13 protein-coding genes are annotated in these 18,568 nt (G+C 28.2%); 9 read left to right on the top strand and 4 right to left on the bottom strand.

The window, feature by feature from the left end; genetic code table 11:
- Positions 1–141: 141 nt before the first annotated feature.
- Both CLSA_RS14940 and perR read right to left on the bottom strand, forming a co-directional pair.
- Complete coding sequence (locus tag CLSA_RS14940; protein WP_022747224.1) at positions 142–1,068, bottom strand: hypothetical protein; 927 nt, start codon at positions 1,066–1,068, stop codon at positions 142–144.
- A 111-nt stretch (positions 1,069–1,179) separates the two neighbouring features.
- Positions 1,180–1,587 (bottom strand): transcriptional regulator PerR, encoded by a 408-nt coding sequence (gene perR, locus CLSA_RS14935; RefSeq protein ID WP_022747223.1) that lies wholly within the window; start codon positions 1,585–1,587, stop codon positions 1,180–1,182.
- Positions 1,588–1,995: 408 nt separating this feature from the next.
- On the opposite strand from perR, the gene CLSA_RS14930 reads away from it, so the two are divergent.
- Both CLSA_RS14930 and CLSA_RS14925 read left to right on the top strand, forming a co-directional pair.
- A complete protein-coding gene (locus CLSA_RS14930; RefSeq protein WP_022747221.1) occupies positions 1,996–2,313 on the top strand; it encodes a hypothetical protein in 318 nt (105 codons plus the stop codon).
- Between the two features lie 170 nt (positions 2,314–2,483).
- Complete coding sequence (locus tag CLSA_RS14925) at positions 2,484–2,720, top strand: hypothetical protein (RefSeq protein WP_022747220.1); 237 nt, start codon at positions 2,484–2,486, stop codon at positions 2,718–2,720.
- Between the two features lie 239 nt (positions 2,721–2,959).
- Here CLSA_RS14925 and CLSA_RS14920 read toward each other — a convergent pair whose 3' ends face one another.
- Entirely contained in the window at positions 2,960–4,438 is a 1,479-nt protein-coding gene (locus CLSA_RS14920; RefSeq protein WP_022747219.1) for a nicotinate phosphoribosyltransferase, read from the bottom strand.
- Between the two features lie 285 nt (positions 4,439–4,723).
- Here CLSA_RS14920 and CLSA_RS14915 point away from each other — a divergent pair, with 285 nt between their 5' ends.
- The 7 genes from CLSA_RS14915 (at position 4,724) to CLSA_RS14885 (ending at position 16,811) form a co-directional block, all read left to right on the top strand.
- Positions 4,724–6,769, top strand: a complete 2,046-nt coding sequence (locus CLSA_RS14915) for a UvrD-helicase domain-containing protein (RefSeq protein WP_022747218.1) — start codon at positions 4,724–4,726, stop codon at positions 6,767–6,769.
- 125 nt (positions 6,770–6,894) lie between these two features.
- Positions 6,895–8,397 (top strand): hypothetical protein, encoded by a 1,503-nt coding sequence (locus CLSA_RS14910; protein WP_022747217.1) that lies wholly within the window; start codon positions 6,895–6,897, stop codon positions 8,395–8,397.
- Positions 8,398–8,616: 219 nt separating this feature from the next.
- Positions 8,617–10,074, top strand: a complete 1,458-nt coding sequence (locus CLSA_RS14905) for an IS1182 family transposase (RefSeq protein ID WP_022747216.1) — start codon at positions 8,617–8,619, stop codon at positions 10,072–10,074.
- A gap of 421 nt (positions 10,075–10,495) precedes the next feature.
- Entirely contained in the window at positions 10,496–12,592 is a 2,097-nt protein-coding gene (locus CLSA_RS14900) for a cell division protein FtsA (protein ID WP_022747215.1), read from the top strand.
- A gap of 67 nt (positions 12,593–12,659) precedes the next feature.
- On the top strand, positions 12,660–13,841 hold the full coding sequence (locus CLSA_RS14895; protein ID WP_022747214.1) for a M20 metallopeptidase family protein: 1,182 nt from the start codon (positions 12,660–12,662) through the stop codon (positions 13,839–13,841).
- A 378-nt stretch (positions 13,842–14,219) separates the two neighbouring features.
- Positions 14,220–15,194, top strand: coding sequence for a pseudouridine synthase (locus CLSA_RS14890; protein ID WP_022747213.1), 975 nt, complete (start codon positions 14,220–14,222; stop codon positions 15,192–15,194).
- A 9-nt stretch (positions 15,195–15,203) separates the two neighbouring features.
- On the top strand, positions 15,204–16,811 hold the full coding sequence (locus CLSA_RS14885; protein WP_022747212.1) for a putative polysaccharide biosynthesis protein: 1,608 nt from the start codon (positions 15,204–15,206) through the stop codon (positions 16,809–16,811).
- Positions 16,812–17,038: 227 nt separating this feature from the next.
- On the opposite strand, the gene spoVB is transcribed toward CLSA_RS14885, so the two are convergent.
- Entirely contained in the window at positions 17,039–18,544 is a 1,506-nt protein-coding gene (gene spoVB, locus CLSA_RS14880; RefSeq protein WP_022747211.1) for a stage V sporulation protein B, read from the bottom strand.
- Between the last annotated feature and the right edge of the window lie 24 nt (positions 18,545–18,568).

The following is an 18,568-nucleotide window of genomic DNA, read 5'->3' as shown; positions in this document are numbered from 1 at the left end:
ATAGAAAAAGAAATTTTGGTAAGAATATTAATGTAATGGAGAAAGCATTCTCCTACAAGCTTAATGAAATAAATTTTTATTTCATTAAGCACCCCCCATCCCCCTTTTAGGCCGCATATGCGGCCTTTGTATTTTTACAGACTATTTAGATTTTTGTATAGAAGAAATTTTATAGGATGAATTACTTTTTACCACATCTACTAATATAACAAATTCACTTTTATCATTTATAGAGCCTTTAAGTTTATTTTTTTCGAATGATAATCTCCATTTTATAGCTGTTGGTTCTCCTGAGTTATTCCATTCATAATCATAGAAAAAAGCATTTTGAAAAGTATAGGAAAAGTTATCTTTATCTAAATTCCAAAGTAAAGATAATTCATCGCTATTTATGCTAGTAGTAAATATATCAGGAGTTTCGTCAAGGTTATAAGGTATTTCAATTAAATTAATAAAACTTGTAACAGAGTCTAAGGAAGGAACTGTAGGATTCTCAGATGTTGTATCTAATATATTATCATTAATAAGCATGAAGCTATTTAATGAACTTATACCTTCACTAGAAGATATTGAGTAACACTGAGGTGTTTTTGTGTTTTTACAATCTAATATACCTAAAATATTTTTATTAGTTGAAGATATTAAGGAAAATTTTTTCTTATCCCAGCTAAATATATAGTTTACACTTTTATTATTTTTTGAACCTTGAATAATAATTTCTGGTATAGAATCTCTAGAAATATCATGAATAAAAACTTTAGGTGACCAATGATTATTAATAGTAAAAAGTATTTTATTATTAATTTGTTTAGATAGATAATAGTCTTTGTCAAGAGATTTTATATTAAAATCAATTTGGTTTTGACCATCTATAGTTTCTATAGTATCTTTAACACCATCACCTGTAAGATCATATTGAATATCTTTAGAAAAATTTAAGGGATAAATAGTCTGGATTGAAGTAAATTTACTTGAAGTTAAGTAAAATACTACAAGGAATAAAAACAGTAGGCATGTTATAACAATTATATTTATTATAATTTTTTTCTTTAATATTAATATTTTCATTGCATATCACCTCAATAAATTATATGTGAATAATGAGGTGTATATTATGCAAAAAGGCTATAATTTAAATAATAAAAAATATATTATTTAAATTATAGCCAAAATTAAATGTTATTGACAATTTTTACAATAGCCATAGAAATAAACTTTATTAGAGACTATTTCATAGTCAGTATGTTCCTGTGCTAAAGAATTAAGATTGTCAAGTGAAAAATTATTAAAATCATCAACTTTCCCACAAGTCAAACACTGTAGGTGGAGATGAGGAGTTGGATTTCCATCATATCTAAAATTACCTTCTCCAACGTTTAGTTCTTGAATTAACCCTACTTCTACTAATGTCTTTAATGCTTTATAAACTGTAGCTAAGCTCATAGTTGGGTATTGAACATGAATATCTGTATAAATAGTATCTGCAGAAGGATGAGCAGTAGTATTTATTAGATAGTTATATACAGCAAGTCTTTGTGGGGTTAATTTTAGCTTTTTTTTATTAAAAATTGAAGCTATATGTTCCATTGTTAAATACCTCACTTATTATATTTTCATACAAAATTATATCATAAAAATGTATATATAGTCAATGATATTAATTAGTATTATTGTTAGATAATCATTATTAATTGGCGAATGTTATTTATGAAAAGAATAAATAATATATATAATGAGAAAACTAAAGTAAATTATAGATTAAATGTAGATTTAAAAGTGGTATTAAAAAAATTATTGTATCTCAAGGTAAAGTTTGTTAAAATGTAAATAAGAAAATTACTAATTAATTATTAAGTTAGTAAAAAAGTAGTTTAAATACTAGTTAATTTATACATTGAGAGATGTTATATAATGAGTAGTTTTACTACATTTATTAGATGACGTTACTGATTATAAAATAAGTGACTAATCATTTAAATTAGGAGGCGTATTTATATGGGTAAGTATAAAGTTGGAGAAGAATTAATAATTGTTAATGATCCAAGTAAGGATAATGAAAAATTAAAAGATTTAACCACTTTGAATGTTGAGGGTGATTTTGCTCAAATTTCATGGGGAATAAAGATTTTGGAAGTAGAGTATGATAAGCCAAATGTTACTTTAACTTATAAAAATGTTAAAGGACAAAAAAATAAAGTTTTTGCAGAATGTAAGGATATAGCAAACTTTGATAAAGAAAAAGTTTTAGAAAAAGCATTACTTAAAGCATTCCAAAATGAAATTATAAATATTACTGTTACAAAGAATATATAATAAAAAAGATTTTAAAGGAACAATCAAGGATGGTTGTTCCTTTTTTTTGTAGAAAAATATATTTATGTAAAATGTTTACTTTTTATGACTTGTGTAATATAATGAATTCATAAATTACGGATTTATGAGTTATTAAAGTATGAGAGTCAATTGAGAAAAGGGTGGGGTTTATGAGTAATAAGTGTCCATTTTGGTCGACACAAAAGCAAACAGTAAAATGTTATGGAGAATGTCCTATGTTATGTGGAGAATTAGTACAAGAGCAAGAAGGAGAACAATGTATTTTTTGTGAATGTACAGGAACATCGTTAAATAATATAAATTTTAACGCAAGAAAGTCACAAGAATATAGTTTTTTTAATTTTTCAATTTATGATGATGAGAAAAAAACAAATATTAATTACTAAGGCACATGAAAAAATGATATACCAAACGCGACGTATATTTGATGGTAGACAAGGAAACCAATTCTATTCATAGTTTGAGCTATTAGTAAAACTCTATGAAGCAGTATGATGCGAAATTAACAAGTGTACTGGCCTATTATTTTTTGAGTGTACCTAAATAAAAAGAGATTAGAATAAAGCTTAATGATGTTTTATTCTAAATCTCTTTTTTGTTAATTATTTTTTTGGGTTAAATAATTCTAAGATTCATATGAATCAGTATATTTATGAAGCAATGATTGTTTTAATGACCAAAGATTTTGGGATAAATCTACATAATACGTATGTGGATTTTCAAATCTTAATACTTCAGGCCACAATTTATTTGTTTCATTTTTTGCAAATTCCTTGATTTCTAAAACGCTAGGAGATTCATATACACATTTTCCATTTTCAAATATTTGAACTTGTAGATCTTTAGTATAATAATTTGTGATTTTTTTTCTTTTCCAAGTATGAACAGGATTAAACAGTATTAATGGTTCGTCTTCATTAATTTTTTCATCTCTTAAAGTAATTAAATCAGCTAATGCTTTATGAGATGATTTATCAAAAATTCTTACTATTTTTTTGAATCCTGGATTAGTTATTTTTTCATCATTTTCGCTTATTTTAATTTTAGGGATTATATCACTATTGCCTTCTAATGCAACTAGTTTATATACACCACCAAAAACTGGTTCGGATTTCGCTGTAATAAGTCTTTCACCAACACCAAATGAGTCAATGCAAGCACCTTGGTCTAATACATCTTTTATGATATGTTCATCAAGAGAATTAGAAATTACTATGCTACAATCTTCATAACCAGCTTCATCAAGCATAGATCTACATTTTTTTGTTAGATAAGTAATATCACCAGAATCAATTCTAACTCCGAGAGGTCTCTTTCCAAGAGGCTTTAAAATTTCATCAAATACTTTAATCGCATTTGGAATACCAGATTTTATAACATTATATGTATCAATTAATAATACACAATCATCTGGATAAATTTCAGCCCAGGCTTTAAAAGCTTCAAATTCAGTATCATATAGTTGTACCCAGCTATGAGCCATAGTACCTACGGCTGGTATATTAAACATCCTATCAGATAAAGTACAAGCTGTTGAATTACATCCACCTATAATAGCAGCTCTAGCACCATATATAGCACCATCATATCCTTGAGCTCTTCTAGAACCAAATTCCATTACAGGACGACCATCAGCTGCACTACAAATTCTGTGAGCTTTTGTAGCAATTAAAGTTTGATGATTTATAGTTAAAAGAATCATTGTTTCAACAAATTGTGCTTGAATTACAGGTCCACGAACTGTTACAAGTGGTTCGTTAGGAAATACAGGATTACCTTCTGGTACAGCCCAAACATCACAAGTAAATTCAAAGTTTTTCAAATAATCAAGAAATTCTTCAGAAAAAGTATTTTTATTTCTTAAGTATTCGATATCATTATCAGTAAACTTTAAATTACTAAGATAGTGTATTAATTGCTCAACACCAGCCATTATACAGTATCCGCCTTCATCTGGAATTCTTCTGAAAAACATATCGAAATAAGCTATTTTATCTTTAAGTCCTTTATCAAAATATCCATTGCCCATAGTTAATTCATAAAAATCAACTAGCATTGTTAAATTTCTTTCGTCTTTTACGTTGAAATGTGATTTATTATTCATAATAATCTCCTTTTTAAATACACAAAGTAATTAAATTATATAACATTAGTTTCTGAAATACATCTATTTCAAATGTATATATAAAACTATTTTACATCTATAATAGCTTGATTACAATATATTTACCTACCACTTGATTTTGAATATGCCTTAAATTTTATAGAATATGAAAATAAAATAAAAGAACATGATTGTTACTATATGAAATGTTATAATTATTAATTATATAAAAAATAGATATGGATACAATTAAAAATACAATTGTTTAGAAAGAAGGATTAAATAGTGGGGTATAACCTTGATAAATATCAGATGAGTGCAATAAAATGTGAAGACAGAAATGCTTTGATAGTTGCTGCACCAGGATCTGGGAAAACGACAGTTATAATAAATAAAGTAGATCATTTAGTAAGTGATAAAAAAGTTTCTAATGGAAATATAATAATAATTACATTTACAAAAGCAGCAGCAGAAAATATGAAAAAAAGATACGCGCAGATAGTTAGTGAAAAAAGATTTTTACAAATGTCTAATGTAAATAGGTCACCGTTTTTTGGAACATTTCATGGATTATTTTACAAAATGCTTCTAAAGTGTGGGAAAAAGATAGATATAATTGATGGTGGCATTGCTCATAAAATAGTAAGCAATGTCTTGAGTAAATATTTTGATGATGTTAATGATGATAAGGTAAAAGAAGCTATAAATAATATATCATTATATAAAACTTCAAGAGCGGATATATCTACATTCAAGCCATCTCTTGCAAAGGAGATTTTTGAGAAATGTCTTGAGAAATATGAGGAGTATAAAAGAGAATATAATAAATATGATTTTGATGATTTAGCTATAGAAGTATTGGATTTACTTAGAAAAAATAAAAACATACTTTTAGGTTACAGAAAATTATTTAAGTATATACTAGTTGATGAATTTCAAGATTGTGATGAAATGCAGATAGATTTTTTGAAATTGATTAATGATGGTGATAATAATTCACTTTTTGCGGTTGGAGATGAAGATCAATGTATTTACTCATTTAGAGGTTCTAAGCCGGAATATATGGTTAGCTTTCAAAAAATATTTAATGAAGGTAAAAAGTATTATTTATCTGTTAATTATAGAAGCAGGATGAATATAGTAAATAAATCAAAGGATGTAATAAAGTTTAATAAGGAAAGAAATAATAAGGAAATAAAATCTAACAAAGATAGTGAGGGGATCATTAGGTGGTTTAATTCATATAATGAAAAAATGCAAGCTGAGAGTTTAGTTGATATTATTATGCAAAATAAGAATTTAAATATACCTTATGAGGATAATGCTGTATTGTATAGAACAAATGTAGAATCTATGACAGTGATAGATGTCTTAACTAAGCGTAAAATTCCTTTTACATTATTAGATAGGGAATACAATTTTTTTGAGCATTTTATATGTAGAGATTTGATTGCGTACTTAAGATTGGCAATCAATCAATTTGATAGAGAAAGTTTTCTTAAAATAATAAATAAACCATTTAGGTATATAAGTAAAAGCAATTTAAGCTTTATAAAAAATTATGTTAAGGAAGAAAATCCTTTTGACATAATAATGGGAAAGGAAGACATGCCACCATTTCAAAGGAAAAAGCTGGATGAGTTGAAGAAAGATATTAATTATTTAAACAAGATTTCATTATCATCAGCAATTGCATATATAATTATGGATTTAGGATATATAGATTATTTAAAAAGCTATGCTGAAAAATCTAAACAAAGCTTGGATGATTTTGAGGATGTAATAGAAGAATTTAAATTAGCAGCAGAAGGGTATAAAACTATATTTGAGTTTTTAGGACATATTGAAGAGGTAAAGCAAAGTATAGAAGAAAGTAAGTCAAAGACTAAAAAAGAAGGGGTAATACTTAGCACAATCCATGGAGTAAAAGGTATGGAATTTAAAAATGTCTATATTATTAATTGTGTTGAAGAAACAATACCACATGCAAATAGTATAAAAGAAAATCTTGAAGAAGAACGTAGATTATTTTATGTTGCAATAACAAGAGCAATAGATAATTTATATTTATTTTCTCCAAGAAGCAGAAAAGGCCAGTTTAAGGATATTTCAAGATTTATCATAGAAGGAAAGCTAAATGATATGCCAGTTGATACATATGGATATGAAGTTGGTGATAAAGTAGCTCATAGAACTTATGGAATTGGAGAAATAGAAGAATTTAATGAAGAAGATAAGGATAAGATTAAACTTAAGTTTAGTGATGGAACTTTTAGGAGTTTTTCTTTGAAAGTTTTGATTGATAATAATTTGATACAAAAGGTTGAGTAATAAAAAAGATATGAATCCTAAATTTATACAACTGAATAGAAAAATAATGGATTAAGCTAACGTTTAGATTACTATTATATACTTAACTCAAATAATAAACTTAAATATATTTTGGAGGTATAGATATGGTATCTAAAAAAATCAAAAAATTAATTTGTATATGTTCAATAATTTCAATTATAGGAGGTGGATTTACAAATTTTACTGTAGCTAATGCAGCTACGGATAATTATGCAACTCCTTATTATGAAAATGTACAATCATCGAATTCTACTTCTACACAAAATAATTCTGATAATGGAATTCCACCAGAAATGCCTACAAACGGTCAAGGTGGAGAAATGCCATCGGGAGGATTTAGTGTGGATAAAGGAAGTGAAGTAAAAACTACGGGAGTACTGTTGGTTGATGGAACAACAGAAACAAAGAATGATCAAGATATTATTTCTTCAGAATCAAATGAATCTACAGTTAAAGTTACAAATAGTGGATCATTAACTCTTTCTGATTCTACTTTAAATAAAAAATCTGGAGATATGACTGTAGAAGAAGCAAGTGACTTCTTTGGCGCTAATTCAGGATTCCTTGCTGATTCAGGTTCTACTGCGTCTATTAAAGATACTGAAATAAGTACAACAGTATCAGGTGGAAATGCAGTATTTGCAACAGGCGAAGGTACAAAGATAAATTTACAAAATGTAAAAATAAACACAACAGGAGATCATTCAAGAGGATTAGATGCAACGTATACAGGAGAAATTGATGCGGATAATGTAACAATAAATACAGCAGGAGCACACTGCGCAGCGGTTGCTACAGATAGAGGAGAAGGTACTGTAACAGTTAAAAATAGTACTCTTAATACAAGTGGAAATGGATCTCCATGTATATATTCAACAGGAGATATCAATGTCTCGGATACAACAGGTTTATCAAAAGGTTCATCTATTGCAGTTATAGAAGGTAAAAATTCAATAGAATTAAATAAATGTGATTTAACTGGATATGCAATTGGACGTGGTACAGGCGGTGTTGATGATACAGGAGTTATGATATATCAAAGCATGTCTGGAGATGCAGATAATGGAAATGGTACATTTTCAGCAACAGATTCAAAATTAACTATATCATCAGATTCAAACAAATATGAAACAGCACCTATGTTTTTTGTAACTAATACTAATGGAGTAATTAATCTTTCTAATACAGAACTTTCATTTGGAAGTGGTGTTCTTTTAAATGTTGCAGGTAATGATGGAGAATGGAGTCAAAAAGGCTCAAATGGTGGTAATTTAAAATTTAATGCGGATAATCAAACATTAGATGGTGATATTACAGTAGATAATATCAGTACACTAGAACTTAATTTAAAATCAAGTACTTTGAAAGCTACAGTAAATAATAGCAATACTGCAAAAGAATTAAATATATCATTAGATGAAAATAGTACTTGGGATGTAACTGGTACATCATATGTTTCAAGTATAGCTGATGCAGATAGTTCACTTGAAAATATCAAAGATAATGGTAATACAATATATTATGATAATACTAAGGGTAATAATTCATGGCTTAATGGACAAATAATTACATTAAGTGATGGAGGAGTATTAGCTCCTTCAAAATAGTAAAAAATATATATTCTAATTGCAAATTACAATTTATACTTATTTATAACTAAGCGAAAGAGCACCATTTCTTTCTGGTTTAGAATATATAGATATCTAATTTAAGAACGAAGCCACTGAAAAAGTCCTTTTATTATGAATTAGCCATGAAATGTTGCTACTAATATTTCATGGCTTTTATGATATAATTATAGTATTAAATGTAAGTAGGTGTTTTTATTGATTAAGCAACAACAAACTATGATTTTAAGTCCGTATTCAGGTATATATGACATAGTAGTTCCTAATGATAATTTATTAAGAAAAATAAATGAATTAATTGATTTTTCATTTATTTATGACGAACTTTTGGACAAGTATTGTTTAGATAATGGAAGAAATGCTATCGCTCCGACACGTATGTTTAAATATCTTTTGTTAAAAACTATATTTGATTTATCAGATATAGATATTGTTGAGCGCTCTAAATATGATATGTCATTCAAATATTTTCTTGATATGGCACCTGAAGATGATGTTATTGATGCAAGCTCATTAACAAAGTTCCGTAAGCTTAGACTAAAAGACCTAAATCTTTTAGACATGTTAATAAATAAAACTGTAACAGTTGCATTAGAAAAAGGAATCATAAAATCAAAATCAGTTATTGTTGACGCTACGCATACTAAGGCTCGTTATAATCAAAAATCACCTCGCGAAATATTACAAGAACGTTCTAAAAAGTTAAGAAAATCAGTTTATGAAATAGATGAGACAATGAAAGATATATTTCCAGTAAAAAACACAGTTGATAAATTAGAAGAAGAAATTGTTTATTGCCAAAAATTAATTAAAGCAATAGAAAGCAATGAACTTTTGGCTTCATTTCCAAAGGTTAAAGAAAAATTAAATTTACTGTCTGAAACTTTAGATGATGATATTGAGCGTCTTAATATTTCGTCCGATGCGGATGCTAAAATAGGGCATAAAACAGCAGACTCATCATTTTTTGGATATAAAACACATATAGCAATGAGCGAAGAAAGAATTATTACTGCTGCAGCTATAACAACTGGTGAAAAAAGCGATGGAAAAGAATTAAAGGCACTAATAAATAAAACTATGGACTCAGGTTTTAAAATTGATACTATTATTGGAGATGCTGCATATTCTGAAAAGGGAAATATTGAATTTGCAAATGAGAATGGTATACAACTTGTTTCAAAGCTTAACACTGCTGTAACGCAGGGACATAGAAGAAAAGAAGATGAGTTTGAATTTAATAAAGATGCTGGAATGTATGTGTGTAAAGCTGGCCACATGGCCTTTCGTAAAGTAAATCAAATTAGAAAAAATAAAAACTTAAATAAAGCTGTTTCATATTATTTTGATATAGATAAATGTAAATATTGCTCTTACAAGGAAGGATGCTATAAAGAGGGCTCAAAAAGCAAAACTTATACCGTAACAATAAAAAGTGATGTACATAAAGCACAGATGGATTTTGAAAAAAGTGAATACTTTAAAGAAAAATCTAAAGAACGCTATAAAATCGAAGCAAAGAATAGTGAGTTAAAACACAGACATGGGTATGATGTTGCATCATCTTCAGGTCTAGTTGGCATGCAATTGCAAGGTGCCGTCGCAATATTTGCTGTCAATTTGAAAAGAATAATAAAACTAATTGGGGGAAAATAAGCCCCCTAAATAACTAAAATACTCAAAAAATAGTATTAATAAAATCAATTTGAATTTTGTTAATACTATTTTTGAATATTTTAAAAGTTTCTACTAAAAAACGATAGTTTTTCAGTGGCTTCTTTAAGAACGCAACTTATACATGATTTCGGTGAGTTACCACATAAATATAATTTTTGATTTGGATATCTATAAATTATATTTAAAACAAATTCTTCAAATCATTGTATCAAATTAGCTTATAATATATAATTTATAGTAGATTTAGGCACATGAAAAAAATAACAAGTCCAAAGTTGTCAGGAATATTTTTTATCAGGTAATGAGGAAAATTGTCCTCATTGTGGGCCTATTAGGTCAATTAGAATGTGCCTTATATGGCAAATAATATGTTGAAATATGCAATAAAGGTTGTGTTTATATGGAATTAAAGAGATTTAATCAAAAAGATATAATTTTTTCATTAGATATAGGAACTAGATCTATAATTGGAACAGTAGGTATAATAAAAGATAAAAAGTTTCAAGTAGTATGTGAAAAATATTTAGAGCATGAAGAAAGAGCTATGGTGGATGGGCAAATTCATGATATAAATTTAGTTGCTTCTGTAGTTGGAAAAGTTAAAGCAGCTATTGAAGATGAAATTGGAATACAATTAAATGAAGTATCTATTGCAGCAGCCGGTAGATTTTTAAGAACAGTGAATGCAAGAGCAGATATTGAGCTAAATGAGGATGAAGAAGTAAATAAGGAAATTGTAAGAAGCCTTGAATTAAGTGCAGTTAAGAAAGCAGAAGAAGAAGTTAATAATACAACTGAAGGAAAACTATATTGTGTAGGGTATTCAGTTAAAAGTTTTTATCTAAATGGATATTTGATATCTAACTTAATTGGACATAAGGGTGATAATATTGGAGCAGAAGTAATTTCAACATTTTTACCAAGATCTGTAGTTGATTCACTTTATTCAGTAATGAACAAAGTAAATTTAAAGGTTGTTAATTTAACACTGGAACCAATAGCAGCAATGGAAGCAGCTGTGCCTAAGAATTTGAGATTATTAAATATAGCGCTGGTAGATATAGGGGCAGGAACTTCGGATATAGCAATAAGTTCTAATGAAAGTATTTCAGCTTATGGAATGGTGCCAATGGCTGGAGATGAAGTTACAGAAACTATTGTTCAAGAATATTTAGTTGATTTTAATACTGCTGAAAAAATAAAAAGGTCAATAAACACTGAAAAAGAAATTACATATGTGGATGTATTAGGTATAGAAAATACAGTGTTAGCAGAGAATGTATTTAAGTTAATAAATAATATTGTAAAAAAGAGTGCAGAAGAAATTTCTAAAAAAGTTTTAGAGTTAAATGGTAATAAATCTCCTAGTGCTGTGTTTTTAGTTGGAGGTGGAGCTCATACACCAGGTATATTGGAGGAAGTTGCTAATAACTTAAATTTACCACCTCAAAGAATAGCAGTAAAAGATAGAAAAGCTATAACAGAGTGTGTTTCAGATAATGAACTGGGATCAGCAGGGGTAACTGTTCTTGGAATAGCTTTGATTGCTATAAGAAGTTTGGGAAATGATTTTATAGATGTAATATTAAATAATGAACCAATAAGTTTATTTAATTCACATAAACATACAATCATGGACGTTTTACTTCAAGCAGGAATAAATCCATCTCTTCTTATTAGTAAAAATGGAAAAAGTGTCAGATTTACTTATAATGGATGTAAGAGAATTGTTTTTGGAGAATATGGAGTTAATGCTAAAATTACAATTAATAATGAAGAAGGTGCACTTGAAACAGAAGTTACAGCAAATGATAATATAATTTTAGAATATGCTCAAAATGGTAATGATGCAGCACCAAAATTATCAGATCATATCGTAAATATAAATTCAATTTCTATTTATATAGATGATGAAATAATAAATATTGATCCAATAACTTGCGCTAATGGAGAGATTGTAGATTTAGATTATATAATTAAAAATGGAGATCAAATTGAAGTATTTTTACCATGTAAGTGTGCACAGTTAAAGAAATATGTATTGAAAGACAACGTGAATCTAATTAAAGATGGATTTATGTTAGAGGATGATTACGAAATTTCAGAAGGAGAAAGAATTACTAGAGAAGTTAAAGAAATAACAGAAGATGAAGTTGGAACAACTAATACAGTTGAAAAAGAGATATTAGAAGAGCAAGCAGAAAAAAATGTTGATCAAAATTATATAAAAGATAATAATATAGAAGAATTTACTGAAGAAAAAATTAATCCTGTAGTTAGAAGTGATGAAAATGCAAGTATAACAGTTGATATAAATGGAAAAAGTTATGTGCTTAGTGGAAAATCTCAATATGTGATTGTAGATGTATTTAACTATATAGATTTTGATTTAACAATACCAAAAGGAATAATAAATTTAATTCTAAATGGAGAAAAAGCATCATATACAGCAAACATAAAAGATGGTGATAAGATAGAAGTTTTTTGGACTAATTAAGGTACAATAAAAATAACATACGAGTATATTTTATTACATAATTAATTTTAAATGTGGAGGAGAAAGAATGATAGATTTTAGGAAAGAAGCTAATAATATAAAAGAAGAATTAGTAGAGATAAGACGAGATTTACATGAACATCCAGAAACAGGATTTGAAGAATATAGAACATCTAAAGTAATTAAGGATTTTTTGAGTGCTAATGATATTCCTTATATTGAAGTTGCAAAGACTGGAGTATGTGGAATTATAAAAGGAACAAAAGAAGGTAAAAATAAAACTATAGCATTGAGGGGAGATATAGATGCTCTTCCTATTCAAGATATGAAAACATGTGAATTTAAATCAAAAGTAGATGGAAAGATGCATGCTTGTGGTCATGATGCACATACAACAATATTAATGGGAGCAGCAAAGTTATTAAATGAGCACAAGAATGAGTTTTCAGGAACAGTAAAATTATTATTTGAACCAGCAGAAGAAACCACAGGAGGGGCACCAGACATGATAACACAGGGCGTATTAGAAAATCCACGTGTTGATTGTGTACTTGGTCTTCATGTTGATGAAGAAACAGAATGTGGAACTATAAAAATTAAAAAGGGAGTAGTTAATGCGGCTTCAAATCCATTTAGCATAAAAATAACAGGCCAAGGCGGACATGGAGCATCACCACATACTACCGTTGATCCAGTTGTTATTGCAAGTCATATTGTAATAGCATTACAAACAGTGGTAAGCAGGGAGATAGCACCAGTTAATCCAGCAGTTATAACTGTAGGAACTTTACATGCAGGAACAGCCCAAAACATTATTCCAGGAGAAGCTACTTTAAGTGGAATGATAAGAACTATGACAAAGGAAGATAGAGCATTTGCAATACAAAGATTAAATGAAATCGTAAATGGAATAGCTACAATGTCGAGAGCAAAGGCAGAGATAAAGGTAGATGAAAGTTATCCTTGTCTTTATAATAATGATGAAAATGTAGATTTAATAACTGAAAGTGCAAGTTTAGTTTTAGGAAAAGAAAATGTCTTAGAACAAAGAGCTCCTAAAATGGGAGTAGAAAGTTTTGCATATTTTGCAAATGAAAGACCAAGTGCATTTTATTTCTTAGGTTCAGGCAATAAAGAAAAGAAGACAACAGAACCTGCACATAGTAATTTATTTAACATAGATGAAGATTGTCTTCCAATTGGAGTAGCAATTCAAGCTGATGCTGCATTTAACTATTTAATTAAGTAAATTATATTTTGAAAGAATAACAAGGAAGTATGGCGGAATTTATGAAGCTCTCTGACTTGTTATTTTACTTAGTGATATAGATGATTAAACAAAAGTTGCAATAATGTGATTGACAATATGGCAAAAAAACTAGATAATGCTAAGAGTGTGAATGTAATTGCATACGTTAGATTTTTGTATTTTACATAAGGAACATGAAAGAAAATAACAAGTCCAAAATGTCATGATTATTTTTCATCGGGCAATGAAGTGTAGTTGTTGCATAGCATGCTATTAGTGGAATCTGTTAACGACGCATGAGAAAATGGGTATGGCAGATTGAATGTTATTTTTTGAAGGTACCTAAAGACTTTTAAGTTAAAAATGGAGGGATTATATTTGAAAATAGAAATAGGTCCAAATGAAGCGGGTCAGAGATTAGATAAATTCTTAAGAAAGTTATTAAAGGATGTACCATTAAGTGCTATATTTAAAGCGCTAAGAAAAAAGGATATAAGAGTTAATGGTAAAAAGCAAAATGAAAAGTACTTCTTAGAAGAAGGAGACATAGTAGAAATTAAATACATACAAAGTAAAAAAGAAGATAAGACGAAAAAATTCATAAAGGTTGATCCTAAAGGAATGAAAATCGCTTATGAAGATGAGAATATGTTAATTGTTGAAAAATGGCCTGATATATTAGTTCATTCAGATAGTAATGAAAGTGAAGAACCAACACTTACAGATTATGTTCTTTCATATTTAAATGATAAGGGTGATTATGTACCAGAAAATGAATTAACATTTACTCCAGCAGCATGTAATAGATTAGATAGAAATACATGCGGAATGGTCATTTTTGGAAAAAGTTTTGATGGATTAAAATGTATAAATGAAGCTATTAGAGAAGATGAAATTAGAAAATATTACTATACTCTAGCAAAGGGGAAAATAAAAGATGGACTTTATGAAGCATACATCTTAAAGAATCCTAATAACAATGTATCAAAGATATATGACACTCCAGTTGATAATGCTAAAAAAATAGCAATGAAAATAACAACTGTAGAAAGTAATGGAGCATATTCCCTTATAGACATAAATTTAATTACTGGCAGAAGCCATCAAATAAGAGCTCATTTATCACATTTAGGAAATCCTATAATTGGTGATAATAAATATGGTGATAAACAATTAAATTCATTTTTTGAGAATAAGTATGGTTTAAACTATCAATATTTATATGCGTATAAATTAAATTTCAGAAGAATTAATGGTAAACTAGAATATTTAACAAATAAAACTATAGCAGTAGCTTTACCTCCAATGTTCAAAAAAATAAAACAAGATGTATTTAAGTTTTCACTTAGATAGGAGGTAAATATGGAAGAGAGATCAGCCAATAAGGGCTTTTTAATTCTTTCGATAGCAGGAATTTTAACGAAAGTAATATCTGTCTTTTATATTCCACTTCTTCAAAGAATAATAGGTATAGATGGATATGGAATATATCAAAATTGCTATGAAGTATTTTTATTTGTATATGCGGTAACTAATTTAGGAACTCAACCAGCAATTGCAAAGGTTGTTGCAGAACTTATAGCACTTGGTAAACCAGATGATGCAGTAAGAACACTTAAAATAGCCAGAAATATTTTATGCATAGTTGGTGGAATATTATCTATATTTTTAATGATATTTGCATTTCCTATTGGTGATGCGATTAAGAATCCAGCAGCATCTTATGGTATTTTAATGTTGGCACCAAGTATATTTGTTACATCGCTATTATCATCATATAGAGGATATTTCCAGGGAAGAAATAGCATGACTGCAATTGCAATATCTCAAGTATTAGAGCAGATTATAAATATAGTAATAAGCTTGGTATGTGCATTTTTATTAGTAAAAATAAGTGTTGAATATGGTAGTGCTGGAGGTACAATTGGAACTTCAGTAGGAGCTTTTGTAGCTTTTTTATATATGATATATATATATCAAAAGAAAAACTATGAAGAGGATGCTATTGAAGCTCAAGGAAATACAAAGCAAGTAAATACTAAACACATAATAAAGAAATTAATAAAATATGGATTGCCAATTACACTAAGTTCTGGTCTTCAAAACTTTGGAAGCCTTGTGGATATGGTAAATGTAAATAGTAGACTTGCAGCAGCTGGGTTTACTTTGCAGGAAGCTCAAGTTCTGTATGGATTACTAGGAAGATATAAAACTCTCTTATCTGTTCCACTTATAATTGTAACAGCACTTGGAACAACTGTATTACCAGCAGTTGCGGCAGCAATGGCTATAAAAGATAAGAAGGAAATAAGAAGAAAAACTAATTTCGCTTTTAGAATAACATTTATAATAACAATACCAGCAGCAATAGGGCTTTCATGTTTAGGTCAAGAAGTATTTGCATTGTTATATGGAACTGATCAAGGATATGGATTAATGGTAATTGGTTCAGTCGTATTGATTCTTATGGCATTTGTACAAATACAAACTATAATATTACAAAGTATGAATAAACTTTATTTTGTACTTGGAAGCTTTTGTATAGGTATTGTTGCTAAAATAATTGCTAATTATATTTTAGTAGGTATACCAGATATAAATATTTTAGGTGTAGTAGCAGGTAATTTTTTATGGTTTGTAATTCCAGCTATACTCAACCAAAGAAAGCTTAAAAGGGCATTAAAAGTAAAAATACCGATGTTAAGAAATATAACAAAACCGCTTATTTCATCAGCAGCAATGGCTGGTGCAATTTGGTTATTAAAACAGCCAGCCTCAATTTTAATAAATATAACAAATGGTGGGGGATTATTAAAAGGAATAACAACACTTATTATAATTTCAGTAGGAGGATTTGTTTATTTATATTTGATGATAATGTTAGGTGGACTTAGAAAGGCTGATATAAATAGTATATCACCTAAAATTATTAGTTTATTACCTAGATTTTTAAGGCGGAAATTAAAATAAATCATATAAAATAGCACAAAGAGGTGTTTGGAAAAACTTATTTTCAAGTACACCAATATTAACAACGTTAAAAATTAAAAAATCATTTGCTTTAAAGGTATCAAAGACAAGCCTGTAGCAAATGATTTTTTGTTTATTATAAAGCGTATTAAGGAAGTGAGAATATCATTTTTAAATATTTATTATACAGCTTTTTATTATATTTGTTATTAAAAAATAATATAAAATTAGATTTCAGATTCACCAAATTTGCCAAGATACATGAATAATGAAAAGGTTAGTGCACTAATTACAAAATTATTTATCAGTGGAGTGTTTATGAGTAAATGCTTTGATAATATATTTAGAACTAAGAATGTTAAAAATCCTAATAATAAATATATTATGATATTTGATATATTTAAACTTATATCTATGTGTTTGTTAACTTCGTGTATATTAAGTATAAGACCTATGCCACAGCATATGAACATTGTAATGCTATATCCAAATATATTAATCGAAGGTATAGCTGTAAAAATGTATAAACATACTAACTCAAGTAATGCTTCAATTAAAGAATTTCTTAATATTATCCCTTGTCTATTTAAACCATTCAATATTCCAAACATAGTTAAGGAAGTAAAGAAAATAGGGGCTGGAATTGAAGCAAATCTAATGTAGGGTCCCAAGTCATTTCGGCCATAAAACATTTCTCCTAAAGAATTTGGAATTATATTGCAAATAATAGTGGTAGATATTCCAAGTAGAAAAGCTAATTTAATTACTTTATGAATTCTAAGAGAAGCTTTATATTGTTTTCCTTCACTTAAAGTTTGAGAAAGATCTGGTATAAGTAATGTATTTATAGTAGATACAACTATTAAGGGAATCGTTATTAAAGTCATTGCCATTCCATTGTATTTACCGATTATACTTAAAGCTTCAGTATGTGAGAAACCTGCAATAATCAAACGTCTAGGTACGAGTAAAGTTGCAAGAGTACCTAAAATATTAGTTAAAAATCCATTCACACATAGTGGTATGCATATGATTATAACATCAAAGAGAAGCTGAAATCCACTTTCAGGCTTTTTAGTGGATGGTGGAATTTTATTTATAGAATATTTATAGTAAATATATAAGCATATTAGACTTTGTAATTCTCCAATACATAATGCTACGGTAGCTAATGTTACCATACCCTCAAGTGTTTTGGCTTGAGTTAGAAATATAAGTAAGCTTACAGTTATTACTCTCATGGCTTTTTCAAGGATATCAATAATAGCAGGAACTATAATTTTAGAAGTTCCATAAAAGTATCCTTTAAATATGTTTGAAATTGCAATACATACCATAGCAGGACATATAACTCGAATAGCTTTTATTGTTCTTGTATCGTTAACTCCATACGTCCCAATAAATGAAGAGCTGAAAAAAACAATAATTCCTATCAAAAGTGCCCAAGATATATTAAATATAGCAACAACTTTAATAGTCTTTGCTATATTATTATATTCACCTTTTTGAGTATAAATTGCAGCGATTTTAGAAATAGATGCAACTACACCTGCAGCCATAAGACATATGAATAAATTGTAAATTGGCATTACCAAATTATAAAGTCCCATTCCTTCAGGACCTAATATTTTAGAAAGATATATTGAAAATATAAAACTAAGAATACCAGTAGTTATGTTTGAAGCTGTTAGTAAAAAGGTATTTTTAAAAAAATTATCCTTATCTTTATTCAAAGTATATTCACTCCTTTAAATGTG

The sequence above is a fragment of the Clostridium saccharobutylicum DSM 13864 genome, assembly GCF_000473995.1.
In the GTDB taxonomy this organism is placed as follows: Bacteria; Bacillota; Clostridia; order Clostridiales; family Clostridiaceae; genus Clostridium; species Clostridium saccharobutylicum.
Note: the sequence above shows the minus strand (reverse complement) of the source record. Positions and strands in the feature narration are given on the sequence as shown.

Bases quoted from the DNA above. Each gene is read 5' to 3' on its own strand.
- CLSA_RS14940 (WP_022747224.1), bottom strand. From the start codon at position 1,068: ATGAAAATATTAATATTAAAGAAAAAAATTATAATAAATATAATTGTT.
- CLSA_RS14920 (WP_022747219.1), bottom strand. From the start codon at position 4,438: ATGAATAATAAATCACATTTCAACGTAAAAGACGAAAGAAATTTAACA.
- CLSA_RS14930 (WP_022747221.1), top strand. From the start codon at position 1,996: ATGGGTAAGTATAAAGTTGGAGAAGAATTAATAATTGTTAATGATCCA.
- CLSA_RS14885 (WP_022747212.1), top strand. From the start codon at position 15,204: ATGGAAGAGAGATCAGCCAATAAGGGCTTTTTAATTCTTTCGATAGCA.
- CLSA_RS14925 (WP_022747220.1), top strand. From the start codon at position 2,484: ATGAGTAATAAGTGTCCATTTTGGTCGACACAAAAGCAAACAGTAAAA.
- CLSA_RS14895 (WP_022747214.1), top strand. From the start codon at position 12,660: ATGATAGATTTTAGGAAAGAAGCTAATAATATAAAAGAAGAATTAGTA.
- CLSA_RS14900 (WP_022747215.1), top strand. From the start codon at position 10,496: ATGGAATTAAAGAGATTTAATCAAAAAGATATAATTTTTTCATTAGAT.
- perR (WP_022747223.1), bottom strand. From the start codon at position 1,587: ATGGAACATATAGCTTCAATTTTTAATAAAAAAAAGCTAAAATTAACC.
- CLSA_RS14910 (WP_022747217.1), top strand. From the start codon at position 6,895: ATGGTATCTAAAAAAATCAAAAAATTAATTTGTATATGTTCAATAATT.